This is a genomic window from Mycobacterium haemophilum DSM 44634 (assembly GCF_000340435.2).
GTDB lineage: Bacteria > Actinomycetota > Actinomycetes > Mycobacteriales > Mycobacteriaceae > Mycobacterium > Mycobacterium haemophilum.
Window position 1 is genome coordinate 310,055 of the sequence record NZ_CP011883.2, and the last position, 26,679, is coordinate 336,733.

Consider the following 26,679-nt stretch of genomic DNA (forward strand, 5'->3'; position numbering starts at 1 on the left):
CAGCCTGCCATTATCGTGGCCCAGGGAGGTGTCGGATGAGCACAGCCGCTCAACTGATGGTCCAGTGCCTGGAAAGCGAGGGTGTCTCGGTCGTCTTTGGGATACCCGGCGAGGAGAACATCCGCTTCGTGCAGGCATTGGCGGCGTCATCCATCCGCCACCAACAGCACCCCGATGGTGGCGATCTCCACTCAGGTCGGCCAGGATCGCCAGTACAAGGAGTCGCACCAGTACGTCGACTTGGTGTCGATGTTCACCCCGATCACCCGCTGGGCCGCCGGCGTCCCCACCGCACACGCCATACCAGAAATGTTCTGCAAAGCGTTCAAACTTGCCGAGACCGAACGCCCGGCCGCCGTTTACCTGGCCGTGCCCGAACACCTAGATACCGATGCCGCGGACTACCCCGGTCTGAAACCGTTGCTGCGCAACGTTGTCCGCGCCGAGGCGCCGTCAGCCCTGCTGCGGTTCTCCGATGAACTTAGCATTCGGGTGGCCAACACCTTCCACGGCAAGGGTGTCATGCCCGACGACCACCCCAACAGCTTAGGAACCATCGGGTTCATGCGGCATGACTACGTCAATTTCGGATTCGACAACGCCGACGTCATCATCGCGGTCGGATACGAGCTGCAGGAATTCGACCCCGTCCGGATCAATCCGCGGGGCCGGCCACCGCTTCGACGAAGACGGCGCGGTACCAGGATCCGGTTTTCTCGCTGAGAAATTCGCTCGGGAGCAACAGGATTCACGGTTCCCGCTGGCCACGCAGCGGGTGGTTGCCGACACTCGCGCAGCGACGTCGTGCTGATGGACACCGGCGCCACCAAGATGTGGATGGCGCGGCTGTACCCGACGTATCAGCACAACACCTGTCTTATTTCAAACGGACGGCCTGATCGAGTCGGAGAATCTGCGGCTGACCGACCGGCTGGGCGAGACACTGTGATCCCATACTATTGCTTGGACGTGACTTTCTGCAGCGTCATCGGCCGCAGGTACGGGCCCAGCAACGTGCGATGCCACCATGCCCGATCGTGCCGCAGTTCGGCAATACTGGTGAATCGGTACTCGTAGAGCTGCGCGCGCACATGCCGGGGCGGTGATCCCGGGAAAGGATTGTGCCGCAACAGGCGCAGCGTCGCCGGATCGTTGCGCAGCAGTCGCTGCAAGAACGGCGTCAGCCACGGCTGCGCGTAGCCCGGTGAGATGGCAGCGAACCACATCAGCCAGTCCAGCCGCAGATGATAGGGCGCCCATTGACGCGGCAGCCGGTGCACCGCGCCGGGCTTGCCTTTAAACTCGTATTCCTTCCAGACCGTCTGCTTGCTGATGGCCGCCTCCTCGGTGCCTTCGATCACCACCTCCCGGCGGATGCGGCCAATGCTGCCGAAAGCTCCGTAGGTGTTCACGAGGTGAAATGGGTTGAACGACATGTTCATTCGCTGATGCGACGACAGCATGTTGCGTGCCGGCCAATAGCTTAGGAACAGGACCGCGGCGGTGAACATGATCACCAAGCCGGTGAACCACGACGGCGGCGCCGACAGCGATGGCTGCGCAGGTAACAGTGTCACCGGCCACCACCGGATCCACGACTGGTCGATCGCGCTGCACGCCAGGATGATCGTCAGCCAGTTGAGCCAGGCGAAGTTGCCCGAAGCCACCAGCCACAGCTGGGTGACGACGATAAGCGCCGCGGCCACGCTGGCGACCGGCTGTGGTGCGAACAACCCGAACGGCACGACGAGCTGGGCAAAATGGTTACCAGCCACCTCGATTCGGTGCAGCGGCTTGGGCAGGTGATGGAAAAACCAGCTGAACGGCCCCGGCATTGGCTGTGTCTCATGGTGGTAGAACAGGCAGGTGAGATTGCGCCAGCAGGCATCGCCGCGCATCTTAATCAGTCCGGCACCGAACTCAACGCGGAACAGCAGCAATCGCGCCATCCACAGCGTCAGCACCGGGGGTGCGACGCGGTCGTTGCCCAGGAAGATCACCAGGAACCCGGTCTCTAGCAGCAACGACTCCCAGCCGAATCCGTACCACACCTGTCCGACGTTGACGATCGAAAGGTAGAGCACCCAAAGCGTCAGCCACATCAGCATCGCGGTCCACAGCGGCGCCAGGTCGGCTGCTCCGACCACGATAGCTGCCGAAAGCGCTGCGCCGAACCAGCAGACGAGGGCGAACAACCGATCGGAGTAGCGGACATGAAAGATGCTCGGTGATCTCCAGAAGGACTGCCCAGCGAGAAATCGCGGCACCGGCAGGATTCCGTGCTCCCCGATGAGCGCCTGAAACTGGGTCGCGGCCGCCACGAACGCGATGAGGTAGATGGCTGCCGCACCACGCTCGAGCACCAATCTGCCCAGCCAATATTCGGGTGCCGAAAACCATCCCATGGCCGCAACTCCTTGGACGGTGACTGCATATCCAGTTAACCAGCTCGCACACCCGGAGCCAATAGCGCGGGGTGCGCCGCCCCCCGCGAACCTGCAGTTGTCGACGCCTGCTGTCGAGAAACAGGTCGCTAGTTGCACTTTCGCGTACTTATGAACTCCTTACGGTGGACACCACTGATGCGCCCAACATGGCGAGCGAAATCAATGCCAGCAGTTGCACAGTCGCGGAATGCCGTCAAGGTCGCGGAGCTAGATGCAAATTATGAAGAGTACTGGGCCAAGGATGTTGCGGCCATGACGTTCTATCAAGGTCTCGTGGAGGATGCGGTGGCGCTCCTGCTTTCGTGGAAGAGTCCGCCGCGGTACCCGGTGCAGCCTGGATTCCCAGTAGCCCATGCCGGTGGCGTCCAGAATCCAATGTAACGCTGTCTGTCGACGACCTGAATGAGTTGCGGCCCTACCCGGATCCAGACCGTCTTGGTGTTGCAGAACTCGCGGATCCCGTGGGCCGACAGCTCGCGTCCGTAGCCGGACCGCTTGACACCGCCGAACGGCAATTCGGGGTAGGACACCGTCATCCCGTTGATGAAGACCTGACCGGCCGCGATGTCGTCGATGAAGCGCCGCTGCTCGGTCTCGTCCTGTGTCCAGGCGTTGGAACCCAACCCGAAGGTGGTGGCATTGGCGATCTCGATGGCTTCGTCGATGTCGGCGGCACGATACACCGAGGCGACCGGACCGAAGACCTCCTCGGTGTAGAGCGCCATGTCCTTGGTGATGCCGGTGACCACGGTCGGTGGGTAGAACCATCCCGGCCGGTCGGGTCACCCACCTGCAGCGCCTCCATCCGCGCGACGAACTTGTCGACGAACTCGTCGTAAATGTCGGCGTGGGCGATAAACCGCTTGGCGGCGATGCAGGATTGGCCGTTGTTCTGCACCCGACCGGTGACCGCGGTGGCCACTGCTGCATCCACATCCGCTGAGGGCATCACGATGAACGGGTCGCTGCCGCCGAGCTCGAGCACGGTGGGCTTGATCTCGTCGCCCGCGATGGCGCCGACCGACTGGCCGGCCGGTTCGCTGCCGGTGAGGGTGGCCGCCGCGACTCGGGGATCGCGCAGGATGGCTTCGACACCGCTGGCCGAGATGAGCAGCGTTTGAAAACAGCCCTGCGGGAAGCCGCCACGGGCAATGACGTCGGCGAGGTACAGCTCCACGGCATCACGGCCAGTACCACCCCGAGCGGCTGGTAGCGAGCGAATGCCTGCGACGCGCCAACGGCGGCGGCGTCGGCCGGTTCATCGGCGAGCAACGCTTCGGCGTTCTCGGCGTAGTAGCGAAAACCCTTGGCGCACTTCAGTGCCTCGCCCTTGGCCGAGGCCAGCGTCTTACCCATCTCGAGGGTCATCATGGCGGCGGCTTGGTCGGCTTCGGCCTCGAGCAGGTCGGCGGTGGCGTTAGCCCACTTGGCGCGCTGAGCGAAGGTGGTGTGACGGTAGTCGTCGAACCGCGCGTAGCCGCGAGCAATCGCAGCCTCGACTTCATCCGGGGTTGCTGGGGTAAAGGTCTTTACCGTCTCGCCGGTGGCCGGTCTTTACCGTCTCGCCGGTGGCCGGGTTGATAGTGGCGATCGACACACTGACCCCTTCGTCCGGGTTGACTGGTGAAACATCTGCGTCCAGCCTGTCATTATCGTGGCCGGAGGGAGATGACGAGCACAGCCGCTTAACTGATAGATCGTCGGCGGCTCAATGAGCAGCTTGCAGGACGAATGCGGACGCGCTTAGGCGCGTCGCGCTGGCAGCCTCCTCAAGCCGACGTTTCGGCACCGCATCGACGCGCGGCGGCAGTAACGACTTCTCAAAGCTCAAACGATCGAAATCACTTTCACCCGCCGCGTTCCCTGACGCTAGCTAGCCCAAAAGCGCGCCACGGTAGCTTCTTCCACACAGGCATACGCATCAATGCGATACCCACGGCCCTCTCATACCAACACATCGCCTCCATGTCTGTCATCCAGAACTGGTCATATTCCGCATCGAGTTCCGAGATCTTCTTATCGTGTCGCACCAACCCCGCCGCTTGCTCCGACGCCAGGTCCGCCCGCTGAGTGCGATTATCCTCAATAGCCTTCGGAGGTATCACCCCATCACGTGCACGCTCATAGGCCTGACCGATAGTGGCGACCGCATCGGTTGCCTCAGCGGTCTCGGTTATGAAAACACACATCCACCGGTTAAGTTCGGTGGCTGTCGTGGCCGCCTGTTCTGCCGCCGGACCTGACCACTGCTCTCGCAGCCTATTTTCCCATTTCTGCAATCTATTCGAGAAGACATCTAATTCAGCTTCTACGTCTCGGAAACCGAGGAGGAGTTCGCGTAGTGACCCAACTCCAACGCCTTCGTATATATTATTGGAATTAAATTCCGGTGGTTGATTCCAGTAGAGACGCTGATAACCAGCTAGGCCGATAATGGGCTCGTCAGGAATTTCTTCGTTCTCTTGAGTGATAGCGGCCTGTGTCGATATTTGCGGTGCCGATGCCATCCTCGATTGCTCTAGTTGAAGACCCTCAGCGTTGTCGGCTTCGGTGGTCGCATATGCCTTGGCGCTGTTGGTTAGTGTGAGCGCATATTCGTTCAAACGGTTGGCGAGGTCAGTGAGTCTCCGGCGGCACGTCCGTAAGTGATCGGACAGGTTGCTCGCCGCCAATTCCGACACGCAATCATTACCAGGGGCTGCAACAATAGGCTGCCCCAGCCGGTTATCCCTCGTTGCGCAAATCTGGTCGCTGATTTCTTTTAGCTCATTGGCTGATTGAAGCAACTCTGAGGGTTGTACGGTCACGGTGGGCATGTTAACTCCGCTTCATTCAAGGAAAGCTCAAATGAATACACCGTTGTATAAAATGACTGCTATTGATCACTGTTGTGAACGAGCATGGAAAAATGATGTACAAGACTATCGCAGCGCAGACTGAGTTTGCAACCGGGCGGTTCGTCACCGGATCTCATCAAGGTGGCGGGTTTACGGACAGTTTGCCCAGCCAATATTCGGGTGCCGAAAACCATCCCATGGCCGCAACTCCTTGGACGGTGACTGCATATCCAGTTAACCAGCTCGCAAACCTGGAGCCAACAGGGCGGCGGCTACGTCTCCCACTCGCCGCGGGAAATGAGAACTTCGCGCAGCAGGTCGGCGCGATCGGAGATGATGCCGTCCACGTTGATGTCCAGAAGTGCGTGCATGGTGGCGGGCTCGTCGACCGTCCAGGCATGAACCTGGCGTCTGCAAGCGTGCACCGCCTGCACCAGTGCCGGCGTAATGATAGGCACACCCCCAAGCCGAGCAGGCAACTGCAAGCAGTCACTGTCGCGCAACATCCGCTTGGCAGCTGCTCGGCTGCGGGCCGTTCGCGCCGCCAGGAACGCCAGGAACGTACCTGTGCCCGCCGAGCTGGCGACCCGCTTGGACAGCAGACGCACCGCGCGCCGTCGACGCCGATCGGAGAACGAACCGATCAGTACCCGGTTGTGTGCACCCATCCGCTCGATGACCTCGACAGTCGGATCGATGGCGGAGGACGCCTTGATATCGATGTTGACCCGCAGGTCTGGGAATGTGGCGAGGAGTTCTTCCAGGGTCGGGATCGTCTCGCCAGTACCCAAATCCGCTTTGCGGACATCCCGCCAATGCAACTGGTCGACCGGGCCCGGCACTCCCGTCGCCGACCCGAGTCTAGGGTCATGCAGGATCACGGCTACGCCGTCACGGGTGGCACGAACGTCTGTCTCAATGTAACGAAATCCGAGCTTGGCCGCCTCGTGGAACGCTCCCATACTGTTCATCGGCAGCTTAAAGGATGTAAATCCCCTGTGCGCCATAGCAATCCGTCCAGCAACGTGTAAATACTGCAGGCTATGTGCGTCGCCGCCGCTCATCAAGAAGCTCCACTCGTGCGGTCATGCCGCGGCGACACCACGGATGCGGCCAACACGGCAAGCGAAACCAATGCCAGCAGTTGCACGTTCGCGGAATGGCCGGCGTAGCCGTCGACCGACCGCCATGGCTGCCGGGACAGTGCCGCTCCGGCCAGAATCAGCCCGCCCGCGCTCAGGCCGATGGTAAGGCCGTTGCGCCACCGCGGCTGGTGGCGCAACGCGTACCGCAGACCGAGGGCGGCGCCGACCACGACAACCCCGGCCGCGCCGGCGATCACCGCCCCGGCCGCCAATACTGCGACCGCGGCCCAGGCTCCAGGCGCCCATGGTTGCGCGGTCGCGTCATCGGCACGTTCACTTCGCCTGCGCCATAAGGCAAGCAAGGCCAACAGCGGCAGCAATGCCAGCCCCGCCGCCAGGCCCGATCGGTACAGCGAATTGGCGGTGAAGGTCAGCGTGATGGTGCCGGCGTTCCCCGCCGGCACCACCCAACCCTGCTGCCACCCGTTGACGGCGACCGGCGTCAACCGGACTCCGGTGCTGGTGCGCGCCACCCAGCCAGGGTTGATGCTGTCGGGCATGACCAACACCCGGGAGGTGGCCGATGCGGGGACGCGTATCTCGCGGCGACTGGGACCCCACCTGCCGGTATCCGCGGAAACGATGTTGGCACTGGGTAATTCGGTGCTGTCTTGAGTCGATAGCTGTGCCCCGTCCACGATGAACGCAGCGCCAGGGCTGATCAACAACTCCTGCTGGCCTGCCGGCAGTGCGATCGGGTCGCGTTCGCAGGGGACCGCGGCGACCGGTTCACCATCCAGCAGTGCTGCTGCCGTGGTCCGGATCGAGGTGTGCACAAACCGGCCGGCGATCGCGATGACCGGTCCGTGATCGCAGTCGACGGTGATCTCACGGATACGGTTGCGGCTGGCGTTGGCGGGCGCGATCGGGTTGCCGTCGGTCCCGAGGACCGCGACCTCCGCGAGCCCCGGCGGTTTGAGCTGATCAAAGCCCAGCGCGTTGCGGTCGATGACGTCGTGCCAGTCGAGCAGGCTGACCGTGACGGTGTCGGTGACCCGGGGTTTCAGCGAAAGCGTCGGTGGCTCACCCGAAACGTTGCTCTCCCTGTTCAGTTCTCGAACTTGTGGGCCGTCACCCAGGTTGACCGCCACCATCGTCGGGTGCGCGGGCAGTGTCGACCGGCTGGGTGCTAGCCGCAGCCCGGCGACCTCGGTGGGCCGCGGCAGGATGAGGGTGAGTGTCGGTGGGGTCTTGTGCTGCACCACCCGTTGCGGTGCCGTCCACGACGTGGCCGGATCGCCGTCGGTGGCCGCGTATGCCGAGCCAAGGATGTCGACCGTGTCGGCGTCACCGTAAGCTTGGGTGGTGTTCGGCTCGGCGATCAGATCCGCCAGCTTAGGGCCCTGTCGGGGCCGCACCCACAGCGTTGGTGTCACCGATATCGGGTTGGGAACGGTGAGTGTCCGGCTGAAATTGACGGGTTCTTCTGGTGCCAGTGCCATCGACGCCGCGCAGCGGACGCTGTCGGGCGCCGGGGCGCAGCCCGGTCTGCCGAGCAATTCCGATCCCAGGTCCCACCCCGCGATCGCCCAACCGCGCGGCGGCCCGGGAACCAGCGCGGTGTGCCGCAGATTGACCGGGTGGGCGAATCCGGACGCGTCGTACTGGGTGATCGTCAGGTCGGTGATGCCGAACTGCACCCCGGAGGACCCGTCGTCGGTGGCGGCCGCGGTGATCCGCACCCACGGGGTTTCGCCGTAGGGCAGCGCCGCGGTGAGCGGCTTGCCGGCCTCATCGAACGCACGGGTGGTAGTGCCGTTGGCGGTCTCGATCTGGATGCGGCGGACTTGGGCTCCGACGGCAGTCGCGCTGGGCGTGATGGTGATGACGGCGTTGGTTATCGGGTGGTCGAAATCCACTTGCAGCCATTGCCCGACGGCGGGCTGCAGTGCGTTGGACACCCACGAGGTCGCCGGGTCGCCGTCGACCGCGGCGGCCGGTGAGGTTGCCGGAGCGACATCGGGCATGGTGGTGGCATCCGATGACGAGCTGGACGCGGTGATCCGGCCACCGCTCCAACCGCCGAAGACCATCTCCGCGCCCGGGACTGGGTAGTCGGGCACTCGGTTGAAGGTATGCCGGGCGTCGTCAGCCGCGCGGATCGCCGACGAGTGCTGGTCTACCCGGCCATAGTCGGTCTCGCGGGCTACCGGGGTATCGGTGATGGTGACCCCGGCCCGGCTGGGTAGTGGCAGACCGGCGACCTGAGCGTCTGCGGTCATCAGCGCCGGACCTAACGCCGGCTGTCCCAGCAGCCGGCGCCGTTCGTCAAGACGCAGCAGCACTTCGGGTCCGCCGTCGATGCGAGCCAGCTGGTCGGTGTCGGCGAAGTAGGGTTGGCCGAGTTGGTCCGCATCGCTGGTGGCCACCCGATAGATCTCCACCGCTGGGTAGCGGGGGCGCAGTCCGCTGTCGGCAACGAAGTCAGTGAGCATGTCGGTGCCTACCGGTGCACCGAACTGTGCCACCTTTTCCAGCCGCGGCGACCCGGTGATAGCTCGGTGTACCAGGATAGGGCGCGCTGAGCGCGACGTGTCGGGATCCAGATCGTTGCGCAGCACCACATAGGAAATGCCTTGGCGGGCAAGGGTATCGGCCAGACCGACCGACGGGCGCCCGGCGGCGAACAGCCGCTGCACCGAATCCAGCGCCCGGATGGTCTGCGGCGGAGTCAGCGGGATGGAGTCGCGCACTCCCCACGGGCTGCTGCCGAGCACTTGGAGTGGCTCGTCGTGGCTGGTGCCCCACACCTGAGTGGCGAACGGTGCGCCCGGGACCACCAGCACGCGTCCAGGTGTCGGTGTCCCGGTGTTGTGTTCGCTGAGCCAGTTGGTGGCGTCATGCCAGTACTGAGGTATCACGCTGAACGTGCCTGGCGGGGTGAGCCGACCCGTCCAGGCCAACGAGGTGCTGACCATCAGCGCGGTCAACACCACAACTGTCGCGGCGACACGTTTGTCACGCTCGGGGTGGGCAAACGAGTTCAGCCACACCGACACCGGCGCACTGCCCGGTAGCGGGATCCGGCCCAGCAGCCCGGCGATGCCCAGTGCCAACGGGATTCGGATCACCGACCCTAGCTTGTGCACGTTGCGCAGCGGTGCGCCGCTGGCGTCCAGGAACGTCTGCACCGCCTGCGCCAGCGGCGAGCCCAACCCACCGCTGTAGCCGGCGGATAGCAAGACCACCCCGATCACCAACATCGTCACCAGCCGACCCCGAGCCGGCATCTCAGGGCTGGCCAGCCCGGCTAATCCGGCCGCTGCGACCAGGCAGGTGCCCAGGATGGCCAGCGACCCGGTGACCAATGGCGCGCCCGCGGTGGCGGTCGGCGCCACGAAAGGTGTCCAGCTGTCGGTGCCGCGCAGCACCTCGACGAGCGACGACCATTGCGTTGTCACGCCAGAGGATTCGATGAAGTCCAAGAACGGAGGACTGACGCCGCGCAGCAGAGCCAGCGCCACCACCCACCACAGCGTCGCCAAACACAGGGCCAACAGCCACCACCCGGTATAACGCCACCACAAGCGGTTCGGCCGGTGGCAGGCCCACCAGATCACCGCCGGCAGACAACCGGCCAGCGTTGCAATCGCGTTGACCGCGCCCATCAACGCGACCGCGAGCCCCGCCTGCGCGGCACGTGCCCGCACCGACCTGCCTGAACATCCCCGCAGGGCCAGAATCGTGGGCAGCAACACCCACGGCGCCAACATCATCGGCAGGGTTTCCGAGGAGATCGACCCCAAGGTGGTCAGCACCCGTGGCGATAGCGCGAACGTCGCCGCGCCGATCGCGCGTGATGTCGGGCTGCCGATTCCCAACACCTCGGCGACTCGTAACAGCCCCCAGAAGCCTGCCGTGAGCAGCAGCGCCCACCACAGACGCTGGGTTATCCATCCGGGTGATCCCAGTAGCTGGCCGATGAGAAAGAAGGTGCCGTGCGGAAACAGGTAGCCGTAGGCCTGATTCTGCACCTGGCCAAACGGCAGGTCACTGTTCCACAGGTTCGTCGCACGGGCCAGAAAACGCAGCGGGTTGGCGGTGAGGTCCAGTTTGGTATCGGGCGAGATCTGGCCCGGGGATTGCGCGAACGTCAACGCCAGCGTGACTGCCCCGACCAACGCCAACCACCACCGCGACACCGGCACCACCGACGAGTCCGACGGCGTTTTCCCCGGCTCCGCCTCAGCGGCCGCTACCGCCGTGCCCGAGCTGGATTGCCCGGCTTGGTCCCGGGCCGCCGCACCCGCCCGCATCGTCGCCGGATTAGGTGCGGTTGCCGTACTCGACCCTGTTGAGCACTGATGACTGCGGATCGCCCCCGGGCAGTGGCGGCTTCGTGTCCTGCTGCACCATCAAGGTGATCCCGAAGATCGCGGCCGCGCCAAGCAACAGACCAACCACTACGCTCGCGGCGGCGGGCGCAACGATCCGGTTCATCGATGGCTCCTCGGGGTGTGCGGTCGTGGCTAGCGACAACCTAGCAGAAGCTCGGTCAGCATCAACGCGGTCGGCGCACCACCCCGGTCGGTCGGTGCCGGGTGGGTGCCGGGTGGGGTGGTGCCGGCACGAATACTCGCCATGACACCATGGCCCGATGGCTTTTCCGCGCACTCTGGCTGTGCTCGCTGCCGCAGCGGCGCTGGTCGCAGCTTGCGGCCATGGCGCCGCACGAGCTCCTGGCGCCGCGTCGAGCGCGGCCGGCAAGCCGACGGTCGGCCCGCCGACACCGGCATGTGTCAGCCCTGTCGCAGCTGTGCCGGCCGCCCTGTCCACCCGGGACAAGCTGGCCCAGTTGCTCATGGTCGGCGTGCGTGACGCGGCTGACGTCAAGGCCGTGGTCGCCAATCACCACGTCGGCGGCATCATGATCGGCAGCTGGACAGACTTGTCGATGTTGACCAACGACGCGTTGACGGACATCGCCCGCAATGCGGGACCGCTTCCGCTGGCGGTCAGCGTCGACGAAGAAGGCGGCCGGGTGTCGCGATTGAAGTCGCTGATCGGGACGGCTCCGTCGGCCCGGGTGCTGGCACAGACCAGCACCGTCGACCAGGTCTACGACATGGCGCTGGACCGTGGCCGCAAGATGCGCAATCTGGGCATCACCATCGACCTCGCCCCGGTCGTCGATGTGTCCGACGCCCCGGACGACAGCGTGATCGGAAGCCGCTCGTTTAGCTCGGACCCGGCCGTGGTCACGGCCTACGCCGGGGCCTACGCGCGGGGTCTGCGCGACGCCGGGCTGCTGCCGGTGCTCAAGCATTTCCCTGGTCACGGGCATGGTTCGGGCGATTCGCATACCGGCGGTGTCACCACGCCGCCGCTGCAGGAGCTACAAATCAACGACTTAGTTCCCTACCGGGCGTTGGTGTCCGACACCCCGGTCGGAGTGATGCTCGGTCATCTGCAGGTGCCCGGGCTGACCGGCGACGACCCGGCCAGCCTGAGCCCGGCCGCAGTGCAGTTACTACGCACCGGCGCCGGTTACGGGGCCCCGCCCTTCAACGGTCCGGTGTTCAGCGATGACCTATCCAGCATGGCCGCGATCTCCGACCAGTACGGGGTGACCGACGCGGTGCTGCACACCTTGCAGGCCGGCACCGACATCGCGCTGTGGGTCACCACCAAGGAGGTGCCTGCGGTGTTAGACCGGCTGGAGAAGGCGGTGTCCGCGGGCGAATTAACGATGCCGGCCGTCGACGCGTCAGTCGTGCGGGTGGCCACCATCAAGGGCCCCGGCCCAGGGTGCGGACGCTAGCACAGCCTGCGTGACAGCTGCGCCAGTGCTTACTCTGGAGTCAGATAGTCAGGCTAAAGGGGCATGCGATGGCAGGTGGTACCAAACGGATACCGCGTGCTGTTCGCGAACAGCAAATGCTGGACGCCGCGGTGCAGCTGTTCTCGGTCAACGGTTACCACGAGACCTCGATGGACGCCATCGCCGCCGAGGCACAGATTTCCAAGCCGATGCTGTATCTGTATTACGGCTCCAAGGAGGACCTCTTCGGCGCCTGCCTAAACCGCGAGATGAGCCGATTCATCGCTGTGGTGCGCGCCGGTATCGACTTCGCGCAGAGCCCAAAAGACTTGTTACGCACCACAATCGTGTCGTTCCTGCGCTACATCGACACCAACCGGGCGTCCTGGATCGTGATGTACACCCAGGCGACGAGCTCGCCGGCGTTCGCCCAGACGGCACGTGAGGCACGCGATCAGATCACCGAGCTGGTGGCCGGGCTGATGCGGGTAGGCACTCGCAGCCCGCGACCGGACCATGAATACGAGATGATGGCCGTGGCGCTGGTGGGCGCTGGTGAGGCAATGGCCACCCGGCTCACGACCGGTGACATCGACGTCGATGAGGCCGCCGAGCTGATGATCAACCTGTTCTGGCACGGACTCAAGGGCGCACCCGCGGATCGAGATCTCGGCCCTAACATCGTCGCCGGCTAGCGTATTAGTGCCGTGGCCGAACGACCCGCCTCTTCCGCAGATCGCCACCTCGCCAGCCGGCGGGCCAGCTGCCGCGACCTAGACTTCTTTTGCGCACTAGTTATTGTCGGAGTGCTAGCCGGGATCGCTGGTTTGGCAACAACACTCGTCCTGCGCGTCGTCGAGCACCTGACGTATCACTACACTTTCGGGACGTTACTCGCCGGCATCACCGCCAGCAGTCCAGTCCGCCGCGCGCTGGGGCCGCTGATCGGCGGCGCCTTGGCGGCGGTCGGGTGGTGGATCTTGCGGCGCAGCACCGAAGTGCCGCCACTCACGCAAACGATCGCTCGCGGTAACCGGATACCGCGGTTGTCATGGAGCATCGACGCCGTGCTGCAAGTGCTACTGGTTGGCTCCGGCGCATCCCTAGGTAGGGAAGGAGCTCCGCGCCAATTCGCTGCGGCCCTAAGCGATTTGGGAACCGGGTGGTTGAAGCGGCTGTCGCGCCGCGATCGTGAGATCTTGCTGACCTGCGCGGCCGGGGCCGGGCTCGGTGCGGTCTACGCCGTTCCGCTGGCCGGTGCGCTATTCAGCGCGCGGATTCTGCTGCACACCTGGCATCCGCGAGCGCTGGGTGCCGCGCTGATTACCTCCAGCCTGGCCGTCGCAATCGGCTCGGTCAGCACGGGCGACCAACCCGTGCTGGACTGGCCCGGCGTGGAGTCGACGTATCTGCTGACCGCGCACGGGCTGGCCTTAGCACCGCTGGCCCTCGTGGTGGGGCTGGCGTTTAACCGGATCGTCGCGGTGGCGCGGCCGGCCGCCCTGATACGGACCTGGCAGCTAATCCCGGCACTCGCCGGCGCGGGGCTGGTTGCGGGCATTTGCTCACATTGGTGGCCCCAGTTGCTGGGCAACGGTCGAAGTATCCTGACGGTCAGCCTGGCCAGCGGGATCACCCTGTCCACGGCGGCCGTGCTTCTGGTGTTGAAGCCGTTGCTGACCGCACTGTTCTTGCGCGCCGGCGGGGCCGGCGGAATGCTCACCCCGGCGCTGGCCACCGGTGCGGCAGCGGGAGCGGTGTTGGTGTTGTCGATTAACGGGCTTTCCGGGATGCACCTGCACGTGCCCGCGGTCTCGCTGGCCGGTGCCGCCGGGGTACTTGCGGTTACCCAGGGCTCGCCGATCTGGGCGGCGATCTTCGTCTGGGAACTCGCCCGGCCGCCGCTCTGGCTGTTTCTCGTTTTCTTACTGACCGCAGGCGGCGCGCATGGACTGAAAGCACTGCTTCGGGGTCGCGGCGGTGTGACGCCGAAGCCCGATCAGCGTGCTGGTTGAGCGCGCTACACGCCTCGCACGGTACCGGTCAGGTGCGGGTACCCCTTGGCGATATTGCGCAGTGTGAGGTCCCAGCTGCCAGCGCCTTCGTCGACGTAGAGACCCGCGGTCGCGGGTAACACTACCGGCTTGGCGAACCGGACCGAATAGTGCACAGCATCCGGAAATCTGCCTTCAATGTTAGCCAATATCGTTGCGGCACTGAACATCCCGTGGGCAATGACAGTCGGAAATCCGAATAGCTTGGCGGCGATCGGGTTGGTATGGATCGGGTTGTGGTCACCGCCGACGACGGCGTAGCGGCGGATCTGGCCGGGGGTGATCCGCAGGACAGCGCTCGGCGGGGGAAGTTTGGGCTGTTTCTGTGGCGGCGGTTTGGGTTCATCGGACAAGCTGGTGCGTTGCTGGTGCAGGAAGGTAGTCACCTGATGCCACGCGGTGTCGTTGCCGACGCTGACGTCGGTCACCAGGTCCACCAGTAGGCCCTTTCGGTGTTCTCGAAGGTTCTCGGCATGTACCCGCACGCCGATGACGTCGGTCACTGCGATTGGCCGGTACTGCGTGATGTGATTCTCGGTATGTACCGATCCCATTGCGGCGAAGGGGAAGTCGAATCCGGTCACCAGCGACATCATCGCAGGAAAGGTCAACGCGAACGGGTATGTCAGCGGCACGTTATTGCCGTAGCGCAGACCGGTAACTGACGCATATGCTGCCACGTTCGCGCGGTCGATGGGTAGTTCCTCGACAGTTACCGTCCGGCTGGGCAGCTGGTCTGTCCGGGGTAGCAGCGGTAATGCTCCGGCCGCCGCGCGCAGCATATTTTTCAGGCCGCTTGGCTGGTTCACTGTGTTCTCCTTGACGGGAAAATGCCATCGGAGCTGGCAGAGCTTGTGCAGGATCCAAGGAGGCAATTTCGGCGGCATCATCATATATGACTCAGCGGTGGGGCGGGATGTCGACATTTCGGTGTACATCAAGGGTCCTTGCGGGTCCGCAAGGCATGCGCGCATACCCGCGCGGGATAAACGAATCAGTGTGGCACCACCAGGATTTCACCGAGCGACTCTTGGGCATGATCGGCGACTTCGGCGCCACTAAGCCGTCTCAATGCTGTTCCGGAGCGAGAGCGTTAGCCAACTCATGTAGCGAGTCGAGGCGCAAATCGGTAAGCGCTACTTCAGGTTTCATGGCATGAAGATACCCCCACGGACCGCGTCGAATGAATGCCGTGCGCATTCCTGCTTGATGGGCGGGAACCACATCGTTATCCAGCCGGTCACCCACATACAAGATGGCGCGGGCAGGAACCTCGGCTTCGTCGGTCACTCGCAGAAAAAACCTGCGATCCAGTTTGGCGACACCCCACGCCTCGGAGGAGGCAATGAAATCGGCCTCCAGTCCGGCCGAATGCAGTGCAGCCTCGACGCCCGTGGGTTGATTGCCGGCAATCCCGATGACCAGCCCAGCGCGACGCGCCGCCGCCACACACTCAACAGCATCTGGGTAAAGGTCATGATGATCGATTTCAACGCGCCAATCGGGCCGATCCACGCCGATCAGGTCCCACACAACGCTGAATGGTCTGGTAAAGGCTAGCGGAGCGGTGAAAAAGCTCCGCAGGGCTGGGCGCCACCGGCCACTCGAGGCGCACGGCTGGCGGCTCGTACGCACCGGTCTAAGCCGGTATACACCGGGGCGCCGCAAAGCGGTCGAGCGCGGGATCGACAACTGACCCTGACTCGATGACAAGCCCGAGCGAAGGTCTGTCTGCAGTGGGCACTGCCGCGCAGATCATGCGCCGAGCATCGCCTGGCCGCAGACACGAATAACGTTTCCTGTCACCGCGTTTGACGCCGGGCTGGCGAAGTAGGCAATGGTCTCGGCAACATCGACGGGCAGTCCGCCTTGGAACAATGAGTTCAGTCGGCGTCCTACCTCGCGGGTGGCCAGCGGGATGGCGGCCGTCATTTGGGTTTCGATGAATCCCGGCGCGACGGCGTTGATCGTGATGCCCTTCTTGGCCAGCACCGGTGCCAGCGCTTGGGTTAGGCCAATCATCCCGGCCTTGGTGGTAGCGTAGTTCGTCTGCCCGCGGTTGCCCGCAATGCCGGCCATTGACGACAGGCCGATCACCCGGCCGCCTTCGCTGATGCTGCCGTTCCCAACTAGTCCTTCGGTAAGCCGTTGCGGGGCAAGTAGATTGACGGCAAGAACGGCATCCCATCGAGCATCGTCCATGTTGGCCAACAGTTTGTCGCGGGTGATACCAGCGTTGTTGACCAAGATGTCGGCGTGTCCGCCGTGATGGTCGCGCAGGTGCTCGGTGATCTTGTCGACGGCATCATCCGCGGTGACATCGAGCGACAACGCGGTACCACCGACACGGCTAGCGGTTTCGGCCAGTGCCTCGGCTGCGGACTGCACGTCGATCGCGACAACCCGGGCGCCATCCCTGGCGAACACCTCGGCGATGGTCGCGCCGATACCGCGTGCGGCGCCGGTCACGATGGCGATCTTGCCATCCAGCGGCCGATCCCAATCGGCCGGTGGGGTGGAGTCGGCCGCCCCGACATAGAAAACCTGGCCGTCGACGTAGGCCGACTTGGCCGACAGGATGAACCGCATGGTGGACTCCAGGCCCGTGGCGGCTGGTTTGGCCTCCGGCGACAGATACACCAGCGCCACCGTGGCGCCGCGGCGTAGTTCCTTGCCCAGCGAGCGGGTGAAACCCTCCAGCGCGCGCTGCGCGATCCGTTCGTCGGTGCTTGCGGCGGCGTCGGGCGTGGTGCCGATGACCACGACGCGCGCGCAGCGGCCAAGGTTGCGCAGCAGCGGAGTGAAAAAGTCGTGCAATCCCTTGAGCCCGGCCGGCGCCGTAATGCCGGTCGCGTCGAAGACGAGCCCGCCGAATGAATCGGCCCAGCGACCGCCCAGGTTGTTGCCTACCAGGTCATAGTCCTTCTCGAGCGCCGCACGCAACTGCTCGACCACCCTGCCGTCACCGCCGATCAGCAGGGATCCGGATAGCGGTGCATCGCCAGGCCGGTAGCGGCGAAGTGCTTCGGGCTGCGGAACGCCAAGTTGTTTCGCCACAAACGATCCGGGACCGGAGCTGACGATCTGTGAGAACAGATCGGATGAGCGCTTGGGGGCCACTGAGCTGCCTTCCGTGTCGGGTGTGCCATATGAGGCAACCGTATCGAGGAAAACAAACTTACTTGAGAGTAAGAACAGTGGGTAGTATGGCCCCCAATAGCTGATCCCCCAACTAGATACGCCCGGCGACACACGGAGATTACAAGTGGCCCCTGCAAGTTCTGCGGCAACAAACAAGACCACTCAGAGGACCGCGCCCGCTAAGCAAAGGGTCGCCGTGTTGGGTGGCAATCGCATCCCGTTCGCGAGATCAGATGGCGCCTACGCCGAGGCGTCCAACCAGGACATGTTCACCGCGGCTCTGGGTGGCCTGGTGGACCGATTCGGGCTTGCCGGCCAGCGATTGGGCATGGTGATCGGCGGGGCCGTGCTCAAACACAGCCGCGACTTCAACCTGATGCGCGAATGCGTGCTGGGGTCGCAGCTGTCGCCATACACGCCTGCGTTCGACCTGCAGCAGGCCTGCGGAACCGGTCTTCAGGCGGCGATCGCCGCAGCCGATGGCATCGCCGCCGGCCGCTATGAGGTGGCCGCTGCCGGCGGGGTGGACACCACTTCGGACGCACCGATCGGACTGGGTGACAACCTGCGCCGCAACCTGCTGAAGTTGCGCCGATCCAAATCCAATGTGCAACGGCTGAAGCTGGTGGGCACGCTGCCTGCCAGCATCGGGGTCGAGATCCCCGCCAACAGCGAGCCCCGCACTGGGCTGTCGATGGGAGAACACGCCGCCATCACCGCCAAGGAAATGGGGATCAAGCGGGTCGACCAAGACGAGCTGGCTGCCGCTAGCCATCGCAATATGGCCGACGCCTACGACCGGGGCTTCTTCGACGACCTGGTCACGCCGTTTCTGGGGCTCTACCGCGATGACAATCTGCGGCCCAACTCTCAGGTGGAGAAGTTGGCCACATTGCGCCCGGTTTTTGGAGTCAAGGCTGGTGACGCGACGATGACGGCGGGCAATTCCACTCCGCTGACCGACGGCGCCTCGGTTGCGTTGCTCGCCACCGAGCAATGGGCTGCCGCACGTTCATTGACCCCGCTTGCCTACCTGGTAGATGCCGAGACCGCCTCGGTTGACTATGTCAACGGAAATGACGGCTTGCTGATGGCGCCGACTTACGCGGTGCCGCGGCTGTTGGCCCGCAACGGGCTGAGCTTGCAGGATTTCGACTGCTACGAAATCCACGAGGCGTTTGCTTCGGTGGTGCTGGCGCATCTGCAGGCGTGGGAGTCCGAGGAGTACTGCAAGGGGCGGCTGGGCCTCGATGCCGCGCTTGGGTCGATCGATCGGTCCAAACTCAATGTCAACGGTTCGTCATTGGCTGCCGGCCACCCCTTCGCGGCTACCGGTGGGCGTATCCTCGCGCAGACAGCCAAGCAACTTGCCGAGCAGAAGGCGGGACAGAAGGGCAGCGCGGCGGGCAAGCCCGTCCGGGCTTTGATTTCGATCTGTGCTGCCGGCGGCCAGGGTGTGGCCGCGATTCTGGAGGCCTAGCGGCGATCGCGAGCGCGGCAACCCCGAAGCGAGACGGCGGCTGGTCGACAGAAATTTGTGCGGCGCGGTTAGTGATTCCGCTAGACGGGTATCCGGTGGTTCGGATGACCCCGTGTTGTGGTCTGAACCCCCGACCCCGACAGCAATGCGGGGCATCCTTGGGTCGATCGCCGGTCAGTGGACGCAAGACGGGCGTACGAAAAGGGGCCGCCGTTGGAGTGAGGGGATCCGGCGGCGGCCTTGCCGTTGGCTAGAAGGCGGCTTCGTCAAGCTCCATGATGTCGTTGTCCAGCGCTTCGAGCACCTCGCGAGTGCTGGTCAACAGCGGTAAAAAGTTCTTCGCGAAGAACGACGACACCACGACCTTGCCCTCGTAGAAGGACCGCTCAGCGCCGGTGGCGCCGGCGTCGAGCGCGGCCACGGCAACCGCGGCCTGGCGCTGCAGCAACCAGCCGATGATCAGGTCACCGACGCTCATCAGGAAGCGCACCGACCCTAGACCCACCTTGTACAAGCTGGTGACGTCCTGCTGCGCCGCCATCAGATAGCCGGTTAGCGTGGCTGCCATCCCCTGGACGTCGGCGAGGGCCTTGGCCAGCAGCTCGCGCTCGCTTTTCAGCCGGCCGTTACCGGTCTCGCTGTCGACGAACTGCTGGATCTGGCCCGACACGTAGGCCAGCGCCACACCCTTGTCGCGGACGATCTTGCGGAAGAAGAAGTCCTGCGCCTGGATGGCGGTGGTGCCTTCGTACAGCGAGTCGATCTTCGCGTCGCGGATGTACTGCTCAATCGGGTAGTCCTGCAGGAAGCCGGACCCGCCGAGGGTCTGCAGGCTCTCGGTGAGCTTCGCGTAAGCCTGCTCGGAGCCCACGCCTTTGACTACCGGCAGCATCAGGTCGTTGATCTTGACCGCCAGCTTGGCGTCCACGCCGTGCACCGCCTCGGCGACCGCCGCGTCCTGGAACGTGGCGGTGTAGAGGTACAGCGCTCGCAGACCCTCGGCGTAGGCCTTCTGGGTCATCAGCGACCGGCGCACGTCAGGGTGATGCGTGATGGTCACCCGCGGCGCGGTCTTGTCGGTCATCTGGGTCAGGTCGGCGCCCTGCACGCGGGACTTCGCGTATTCCAGCGCGTTCAGGTAGCCGGTCGACAGGGTGGCGATCGCCTTGGTGCCGACCATCATGCGCGCCTGCTCGATGACCTCAAACATCTGTGCGATGCCATCGTGTACCTCGCCGACCAGCCAGCCTTTAGCGGGCACGCCGTGCTGGCCCAGGGACAGCTCACAGGTGGCCGAGACCTTCAGGCCCATCTTGTGCTCGACGTTGGTGACGAACACGCCGTTACGCTCGCCGAGCTCGCCGGTCTCGAAGTCGAACAGGAACTTGGGCACGAAGAACAGTGACAGGCCCTTGGTGCCGGGTCCAGCGCCCTCGGGGCGGGCCAGCACAAGGTGGAAGATGTTCTCGAATAGGTCGTCGGAGTCACCCGAGGTGATGAACCGCTTGACCCCATCAATGTGCCAGGAACCGTCCTCCTGCTGAACGGCCTTGGTCCGGCCGGCGCCCACATCGGAGCCGGCATCCGGCTCGGTGAGCACCATGGTCGAACCCCAGTTGCGCTCGGCGGCCAACACCGCCCACTTCTTCTGCTCCTCGGTACCGAGGTGGTAGAGGATGTTGGCGAAGCCGGCGCCACCGGCATACATCCACACCGCTGGGTTAGCGCCCAGGAGATGCTCGTGCAGCGCCCATACCAGGGCTTTGGGCATCGGCATGCCACCGAGCGCTTCGTCGATGCCAGCCTTGTTCCAACCGGCCTCAGCCACCGCCCTGCAGGACTTCTTGAACGACTCCGGCAGGGTGACCGAGTGAGTTTCGGGGTGGAATACCGGCGGGTTGCGGTCACCATCGGCGAACGACGCGGCGACGGGTCCCTCGGCTAGACGGCTGACCTCGGTCAGCATTTCGTGGGCGGTGTCGGTGTCCAGATCGCTGAACTGGCCTGCACCGAAAGCCTTGTCAACGCCCAGCACCTCAAAGAGGTTAAAAACCTGGTCGCGGACGTTGCTTTTGTAGTGGCTCACTACGGTCCTCCTCGTCGAGAAAACCACCAAGAGGTTGGGTACTTCGGATTAAGTTACCCACCAGTAACACCGATAAAATATATCGGTTAAATAGTTCAACGCAAGTCGGTGTGAGCGACATTGCACCGGTCAACCCACCAACTGGTTGGCTAGGACCGTTCTGTGGCACTGGCAGCGCCTGTCAGCTGCGACGATGATGTACACAATGATCAGTGTGCGCAACATCACGGCACTGCCGGTGGTGGATTTGCGGGCCAACTCCGGCCCGTTGCGCATCAGCCTCCGCGAGGCGGCCCACGGGGTGGGCTTCTGCTACCTGACCGGCCATCATGTGCCCGACGTGCTGGTGGGCAGCGTGCTCGAGGTGGCGCACCGGCTTTTCGAACTGCCGCAAGCCGACAAAGATGCTATTGCGATGGTGCGCAGTCCACATTTCCGCGGCTACACGCGGCTGGGTGGCGAGCTGACTGGTGGCGAGGTGGACTGGCGCGAGCAGATCGATATCGGGCCGGAGCTTCCGCCGATCGGTGGGCTCGGCAAGCCGGACTACCTATGGCTGCAGGGCCCCAATCAATGGCCGGCTGCGTTGCCCGAGTTGCCCGGGATCATCGGTGAATGGGACACCGCGCTGTCCGGTGTGGCCCGTACATTGCTGGGACATTGGGCGGCATCGCTGGGCAGCCCACCTGACATGTTCGACCCAGCCTTCGCTGGAACACCCGCCACGCTCATCAAGATGATCCGGTATCCCGCACGCGCGGCCACCGCCCAGGGTGTGGGTGCGCACCGGGATGCTGGCGTGCTCACCCTGCTTCTGGCCGAGCCTGGTAGCCAAGGCCTGCAAGTGCGTCGCTACTGCGGCCATGGTGGGGATCGCGCCGAGAACAGCGACTGGATCGACGTTGAGCCACTGGATGGGGCGTTCGTCGTCAACATAGGCGAGCTGCTCGAGGTGGCGACGGGCGGCTACTTTCGTGCCACGGAGCACCGGGTGAATCTGTATGGCCCGGCGGCCGACCGGATTTCGGTGCCGTACTTTTTCAATCCTCGATTGGACGCGCAGATCCCGATGCTGTCGCTGCCTGAAGAACTCGGGGCACTCGTGGACGAAAGAGATGATCCGTCAGACCCGATTTTCTCGGTCTACGGGCGCAACGCTTGGAAGAGCAGATTGCGGGCCCACCCGGATGTGGCCGCCGCGCACGGGTATTCGCCGGGTATGGTCGAATGCGAGAAATGAACAACCTGACACCGTCCTCACTTCGTGAGGCCTTCGGCCACTTCCCGTCCGGGGTGGTGGCTATCGCGGCTGAGGTCGACGGGGTTCGGGAAGGCCTGGCGGCCAGCACCTTTGTTCCTGTGTCTTTAGAGCCGCCGCTGGTGTCCTTTTGCGTGCAGAACATTTCGACAACATGGCCCAAGCTCAAAGGCGTACCGATGCTGGGCATCAGTGTGTTGGGCGAGGCTCACGACGAGGCGGCGCGCACGCTGGCCGCCAAGACCGGGGACAGGTTCGCCGGTTTGGAGACGGTGTCCAACGACGCCGGTGCGGTCTTCATCAAGGGCACCAGCCTATGGCTAGAGAGTGCGATCGAGCAGCTGATTCCGGCTGGCGACCACACCATTGTGGTGCTGCGGGTCAACCAGGTCACCGTGGATCCCGACGTGGCGCCCATTGTGTTCCACCGCAGCATGTTCCGTCGGCTCGGCGTCTGAAGTCGGTTCCCTGCCGGCGCCTACCGGCGGAACAACTTGCTACCCAGCCACACCACAGGATCGTACTTGCGGTCGGCGACCCGCTCTTTCATCGGGATCAATGCGTTATCGGTGATCTTGATGTTTTCTGGGCAGACCTCGGTGCAGCACTTGGTGATGTTGCAGTAACCCAGGCCGTGCTCTTCCTGCGCCTGTTGACGTCGGTCTCGCGTGTCCAGCGGATGCATCTCCAGCTCGGCGATCCGCATCAAGAACCGCGGCCCGGCGAACGCCTGCTTGTTTTCCTCGTGATCGCGTACCACGTGGCAGACGTTTTGGCACAGGAAGCATTCGATGCACTTGCGGAACTCCTGCGAGCGTTGGACGTCAACTTGCGCCATTCGGTATTCACCGGGCTGCAGTTCCTTCGGTGGCGCGAACGACGGGATCTCTCGCGCTTTCTGGTAATTGAACGACACGTCGGTGACCAGATCGCGAATCACCGGGAATGTTCGCATTGGGGTGACGGTGATGACGTCGTGTTCGCCGAATATCGACATCCGAGTCATACACATCAGCCCTGGTCTGCCGTTGATCTCCGCCGAGCAGGATCCGCACTTGCCGGCCTTGCAGTTCCAGCGCACCGCGAGGTCGGGCGCCTGCGTCTGTTGCAGCCGGAGAATGATGTCAAGCACTACCTCGCCCTCGTTGACCTCGACGGTGAAGTCGCGGAGTGCGCCACCGAGTTCGTCGCCGCGCCACACCCGCATCCTCGCGTTATAGGTCATTTAGCCGCTCCATCCTGGGTGCTCGGTCAGCTCTTCATCGGTGTAGTACTTTGCCAACTCCGAGATCTCGAAGAGCTCCAGCAAGTCGGGCCGCATGGGTACCTGAGGTTCGCGGGTGATGCTGACGTGCGAACCGTCGGCCCCGCCGTTGATGTTTTGAGTTGCCCGGCATACCAGCAAGGTCTTGCGCCAAGCGGGGTCCATGCCGGGGTGGTCGTCGCGGGTGTGGCCGCCGCGGCTTTCGGTGCGTTCCAGCGCGGCCTTCGCCACGCACTCGCTGACCAGCAGCATGTTGCGCAAATCGATGGCCAGATTCCAGCCCGGGTTGTATTGGCGATGTCCTTCCACAAGCACGTTCTGGTAACGAGTCCACAGCTCAGTCAACAAGGTCAGCGCCCGTGATATCTCCTCCTGGTTACGGATGATGCCGACCAAGTCGTTCATCAAATACTGCAAGTCCATGTGCAGCGCGTACGGATTTTCCGGTGCCGAGCCGTCTTTCGGTCCCTCGAAGGGTTTTAGCGCCTGCTTGGCCGCAGTGTCGACAGCCTCAGGTGAGACGGTCGGACGGCTGCTCAGCGACCGCACGTAATCGGCGGCTCCCAGGCCGGCCCGTCGCCCGAAGACCAGCAGATCTGACAGCGAATTGCCGCCCAGACGGTTGGAGCCGTGCATGCCGCCGGAACATTCGCCAGCGGCGAACAGCCCGGGGACCGTCGCCGCACCGGTATCCGCGTCGACTTCGATACCGCCCATGACGTAGTGACAGGTGGGCCCGACTTCCATTGGCTGCGTGGTGATGTCGACCTCGGCGAGCTCCATGAACTGGTGATACATCGACGGCAACCGGCGCTTGATGTCCGCAGGCGTCAAACGGGACGCGATGTCGAGGTAAACCCCGCCGTGCGGCGTGCCCCGGCCGGCTTTGACCTCGGAGTTGATCGCGCGGGCAACCTCATCGCGTGGCAGCAGGTCCGGGGTGCGACGGGCGGAGTCGTTGTCCTTGAGCCATTGGTCGGCCTCGGTTTCGGTCTCGGCGTATTGGCCTTTGAACACCGACGGGATGTAGTCGAACATGAACCGCTTGCCGTCTGAGTTCTTCAGGACTCCGCCGTCGCCGCGAACACCTTCGGTGACCAGGATTCCCTTCACGCTGGGGGGCCACACCATGCCCGTCGGGTGAAACTGGACGAACTCCATGTTGATTAGCGATGCACCGGCTCGCAGCGCCAAGGCGTGCCCGTCACCGGTGTACTCCCAGGAATTCGAGGTCACCTTGAATGACTTGCCGATGCCACCGGTGGCCAGCACCATCGCGGGCGCCTCGAACACGACGAACCGACCGCTTTCGCGCCAGTAGCCGAACGCGCCGGCGATCCGCTCCTGGTCTTTAATCAGCTCGGTGATCGTGCATTCGGCGAACACTTTGATCCGGGCCTCGTAGTCGCCGAGTTCGGCGTAATCCTCCTGCTGCAGCGAGACGATCTTCTGCTGCATGGTGCGGATCAACTCCAGGCCGGTGCGGTCGCCGACGTGCGCCAGCCGCGGGTAGGTATGCCCGCCAAAGTTGCGTTGACTGATCCGGCCATCTTTGGTGCGGTCGAACAACGCGCCGTAGGTCTCTAGTTCCCAAACGCGGTCCGGCGCCTCCTTGGCGTGCAATTCGGCCATCCGCCAATTGTTGAGAAACTTCCCGCCGCGCATCGTGTCGCCGAAGTGGGTCTGCCAGTTGTCCTTCGGATTGGTATTGCCCATGGCGGCCGCGCAACCGCCCTCGGCCATGACCGTGTGGGCCTTGCCGAACAGGGATTTACACACCACCGCGACCCGCATGCCCCGTTCCCGCGCCTCGATGACCGCACGTAGTCCGGCGCCGCCGGCACCGATCACCACTACGTCGTAGGAGTGGTGTTCGACCTCAACCATAAAACCTCGCTCAGCCCTTTGCTGGTATTTCTGTAATGGCTTCTCAGCCAACAAATCTGATGTCTGTGATGGCGCCGCTGGCCACTAGCATGATGTAGAAGTCGGTCAGCGCCAGCGTGCCCAATGTGATCCATGCGAATTGCATGTGCCGGGTGTTCAACTTGCTGACCTGCGTCCAGATCCAGTACCGCACTGGGTGTTTGGAGAAATGCTTGAGCCGACCGCCAGTGGCGTGCCGGCACGAATGGCACGAAATGGTGTAGCACCACAGCAAAAGCACATTGACCACCAAAATGACGTTGCCCATGCCGAAGCCGAAGCCGGAGGGCGAGTGGAACGCCACAATCGCGTCGTATGTATTGATCACTGAGACCACTAGCGCCACGTAGAAGAAATAGCGGTGGCTGTTCTGGATGATCAGTGGAAGCCGGGTTTCGCCGGTGTAGTGGGCGCGCGGTTCGGGCACTGCGCAGCTGGTCGGCGACTGCCACACCGACCGGTAGTAGGCCTTGCGGTAGTAGTAGCAGGTAAGTCGAAACGCAAGCAGGAACGGTAATGCCAGCATTCCCAACGGAATCCACCATGGGAAATGACCCAACCAGACGCCGAGATGGCTGGTGCCGGGCTCGCAGGACGCGCTGATGCACGGTGAATAGAACGGCGTCAGATAGTGGTATTCAGCTACCCAATAGTTGCTACCCCAGAACGCTCGGATGGTGGCATAAAGAATGAACGCTGAAAAACCGATGTTGGTTATCAGCGGCGGCAACCACCATCGGTCAGTGCGGAGCGTTCGTTGTGGTATTTGGGCCCGGGCAGCTGAGAAAACGCCGGTAGCAGGACGGTTCGCCGTGGGTGCGCTCATCTACTGGGATCCTCTTCCCGTGGTACCTGGTCGAAGGGTACACAGAGAGCGCTCCCTGATATTCGGGGGGCTTGGTTGTCAGGACCTGCTGTAGCCCCCGACGCCTTCGTCGTCAACATCACGCCAGAAGTCGCTGTCGTATTGGGTGTCGGGAATGGCGATCTTCTCACCCGACTGCTGGACGGTGGCGCGCGCCAGATCTAATTCGGAGATGTCGGTATCGAGCAATTCGACGTCACTGAGGATTCGATCAGCATCGATGGCGATGCGACGCATCGCGGGGCTGTCGCCGTAGCGCGCCTTCAGCGAGGCTACGGACCGCCGCATTCTGCCGATGAGGTCGTGAAGTTCGGCGAGTTCAGTAGTGGCGGACAAGCGGATCTCCTCGGCAGACGGTGTTATGGATCACAGTATGCCTCCGATACTATCCACAGCGCGGGCCTGATGTGAGCCA

At 63.7% G+C, this 26,679-nt stretch carries 19 protein-coding genes and 2 pseudogenes; 7 read left to right on the forward strand and 14 right to left on the reverse strand.

Going from position 1 to position 26,679, the window contains the following annotated elements; genetic code table 11:
* Window positions 1–35 precede the first annotated feature (35 nt).
* Window positions 36–891, forward strand: a pseudogene (locus tag B586_RS19740) (acetolactate synthase large subunit family protein); the annotation flags it as partial.
* Window positions 892–956: 65 nt separating this feature from the next.
* On the opposite strand, the gene B586_RS01455 reads toward B586_RS19740, so the two are convergent.
* The 6 genes and pseudogenes from B586_RS01455 to B586_RS19745 form a co-directional block, all read right to left on the reverse strand.
* A complete protein-coding gene (locus B586_RS01455; protein WP_054878898.1) occupies window positions 957–2,405 on the reverse strand; it encodes a lipase maturation factor family protein in 1,449 nt (482 codons plus the stop codon).
* Between the two features lie 305 nt (window positions 2,406–2,710).
* A pseudogene (locus B586_RS01460) lies at window positions 2,711–3,938 on the reverse strand (aldehyde dehydrogenase family protein); the annotation flags it as partial.
* A 356-nt stretch (window positions 3,939–4,294) separates the two neighbouring features.
* Window positions 4,295–5,254: a PPE domain-containing protein gene (locus tag B586_RS01465; RefSeq protein ID WP_168162496.1), complete on the reverse strand. Its 960-nt coding sequence runs from the start codon at window positions 5,252–5,254 to the stop codon at window positions 4,295–4,297.
* Window positions 5,255–5,556: 302 nt separating this feature from the next.
* The gene (locus tag B586_RS01470) at window positions 5,557–6,348 is read right to left on the reverse strand and encodes a glycerophosphodiester phosphodiesterase family protein (protein WP_054878896.1); all 792 of its coding nucleotides are present in this window, start codon (window positions 6,346–6,348) and stop codon (window positions 5,557–5,559) included.
* On the reverse strand, window positions 6,348–10,580 hold the full coding sequence (locus tag B586_RS01475; RefSeq protein WP_156406852.1) for an alpha-(1->3)-arabinofuranosyltransferase: 4,233 nt from the start codon (window positions 10,578–10,580) through the stop codon (window positions 6,348–6,350). The genes B586_RS01470 and B586_RS01475 overlap by 1 nt, the downstream gene beginning before the upstream one ends.
* Before the next feature lie 115 nt (window positions 10,581–10,695).
* On the reverse strand, window positions 10,696–10,869 hold the full coding sequence (locus B586_RS19745) for a DUF2613 domain-containing protein (protein ID WP_082129666.1): 174 nt from the start codon (window positions 10,867–10,869) through the stop codon (window positions 10,696–10,698).
* Window positions 10,870–11,026: 157 nt separating this feature from the next.
* Between B586_RS19745 and B586_RS01480 the strand changes: the two genes are divergently transcribed.
* The 3 genes from B586_RS01480 to B586_RS01490 all read left to right on the forward strand — a co-directional run bounded on the left by B586_RS01480 (window position 11,027) and on the right by B586_RS01490 (window position 14,205).
* On the forward strand, window positions 11,027–12,190 hold the full coding sequence (locus B586_RS01480) for a glycoside hydrolase family 3 N-terminal domain-containing protein (RefSeq protein WP_054878895.1): 1,164 nt from the start codon (window positions 11,027–11,029) through the stop codon (window positions 12,188–12,190).
* 68 nt (window positions 12,191–12,258) lie between these two features.
* Complete coding sequence (locus B586_RS01485) at window positions 12,259–12,885, forward strand: TetR/AcrR family transcriptional regulator (protein WP_047315876.1); 627 nt, start codon at window positions 12,259–12,261, stop codon at window positions 12,883–12,885.
* A gap of 102 nt (window positions 12,886–12,987) precedes the next feature.
* Complete coding sequence (locus B586_RS01490; RefSeq protein WP_231584663.1) at window positions 12,988–14,205, forward strand: chloride channel protein; 1,218 nt, start codon at window positions 12,988–12,990, stop codon at window positions 14,203–14,205.
* A 5-nt stretch (window positions 14,206–14,210) separates the two neighbouring features.
* Here B586_RS01490 and B586_RS01495 read toward each other — a convergent pair whose 3' ends face one another.
* From B586_RS01495 to B586_RS01505, 3 genes are all read right to left on the reverse strand, one after another.
* Complete coding sequence (locus tag B586_RS01495; RefSeq protein WP_054880775.1) at window positions 14,211–15,053, reverse strand: MaoC/PaaZ C-terminal domain-containing protein; 843 nt, start codon at window positions 15,051–15,053, stop codon at window positions 14,211–14,213.
* Between the two features lie 259 nt (window positions 15,054–15,312).
* Window positions 15,313–15,777, reverse strand: coding sequence for an HAD family hydrolase (locus tag B586_RS01500; RefSeq protein WP_054878894.1), 465 nt, complete (start codon window positions 15,775–15,777; stop codon window positions 15,313–15,315).
* Between the two features lie 222 nt (window positions 15,778–15,999).
* Window positions 16,000–17,364 (reverse strand): 3-oxoacyl-ACP reductase, encoded by a 1,365-nt coding sequence (locus B586_RS01505; protein WP_047315878.1) that lies wholly within the window; start codon window positions 17,362–17,364, stop codon window positions 16,000–16,002.
* A gap of 145 nt (window positions 17,365–17,509) precedes the next feature.
* Between B586_RS01505 and B586_RS01510 the strand changes: the two genes are divergently transcribed.
* Window positions 17,510–18,865, forward strand: coding sequence for an acetyl-CoA C-acetyltransferase (locus B586_RS01510; RefSeq protein ID WP_047315879.1), 1,356 nt, complete (start codon window positions 17,510–17,512; stop codon window positions 18,863–18,865).
* Between the two features lie 250 nt (window positions 18,866–19,115).
* Here B586_RS01510 and B586_RS01515 read toward each other — a convergent pair whose 3' ends face one another.
* On the reverse strand, window positions 19,116–20,951 hold the full coding sequence (locus tag B586_RS01515) for an acyl-CoA dehydrogenase (protein WP_054878893.1): 1,836 nt from the start codon (window positions 20,949–20,951) through the stop codon (window positions 19,116–19,118).
* A 205-nt stretch (window positions 20,952–21,156) separates the two neighbouring features.
* On the opposite strand from B586_RS01515, the gene B586_RS01520 reads away from it, so the two are divergent.
* Together B586_RS01520 and B586_RS01525 are read left to right on the forward strand one after the other, a co-directional pair.
* Window positions 21,157–22,191, forward strand: a complete 1,035-nt coding sequence (locus B586_RS01520) for an isopenicillin N synthase family dioxygenase (RefSeq protein ID WP_156406686.1) — start codon at window positions 21,157–21,159, stop codon at window positions 22,189–22,191.
* Window positions 22,179–22,667, forward strand: a complete 489-nt coding sequence (locus B586_RS01525; RefSeq protein ID WP_047315882.1) for a flavin reductase family protein — start codon at window positions 22,179–22,181, stop codon at window positions 22,665–22,667. The genes B586_RS01520 and B586_RS01525 overlap by 13 nt, the downstream gene beginning before the upstream one ends.
* 20 nt (window positions 22,668–22,687) lie before the next feature.
* Here the strand turns inward: B586_RS01525 and B586_RS01530 are convergent, their stop codons facing one another.
* The 4 genes from B586_RS01530 to B586_RS01545 all read right to left on the reverse strand — a co-directional run bounded on the left by B586_RS01530 (window position 22,688) and on the right by B586_RS01545 (window position 26,600).
* Window positions 22,688–23,434: a succinate dehydrogenase/fumarate reductase iron-sulfur subunit gene (locus B586_RS01530; RefSeq protein ID WP_047315883.1), complete on the reverse strand. Its 747-nt coding sequence runs from the start codon at window positions 23,432–23,434 to the stop codon at window positions 22,688–22,690.
* Window positions 23,435–25,360 carry a fumarate reductase/succinate dehydrogenase flavoprotein subunit gene (locus B586_RS01535; RefSeq protein WP_047315884.1) on the reverse strand — a complete coding sequence of 642 codons (1,926 nt, stop codon included), beginning with the start codon at window positions 25,358–25,360 and terminating at the stop codon, window positions 23,435–23,437. It lies immediately after the preceding gene.
* Between the two features lie 43 nt (window positions 25,361–25,403).
* Entirely contained in the window at window positions 25,404–26,225 is an 822-nt protein-coding gene (locus tag B586_RS01540) for a hypothetical protein (protein WP_047315885.1), read from the reverse strand.
* Window positions 26,226–26,303: 78 nt separating this feature from the next.
* Window positions 26,304–26,600, reverse strand: coding sequence for a hypothetical protein (locus tag B586_RS01545; RefSeq protein ID WP_054878891.1), 297 nt, complete (start codon window positions 26,598–26,600; stop codon window positions 26,304–26,306).
* Between the last annotated feature and the right edge of the window lie 79 nt (window positions 26,601–26,679).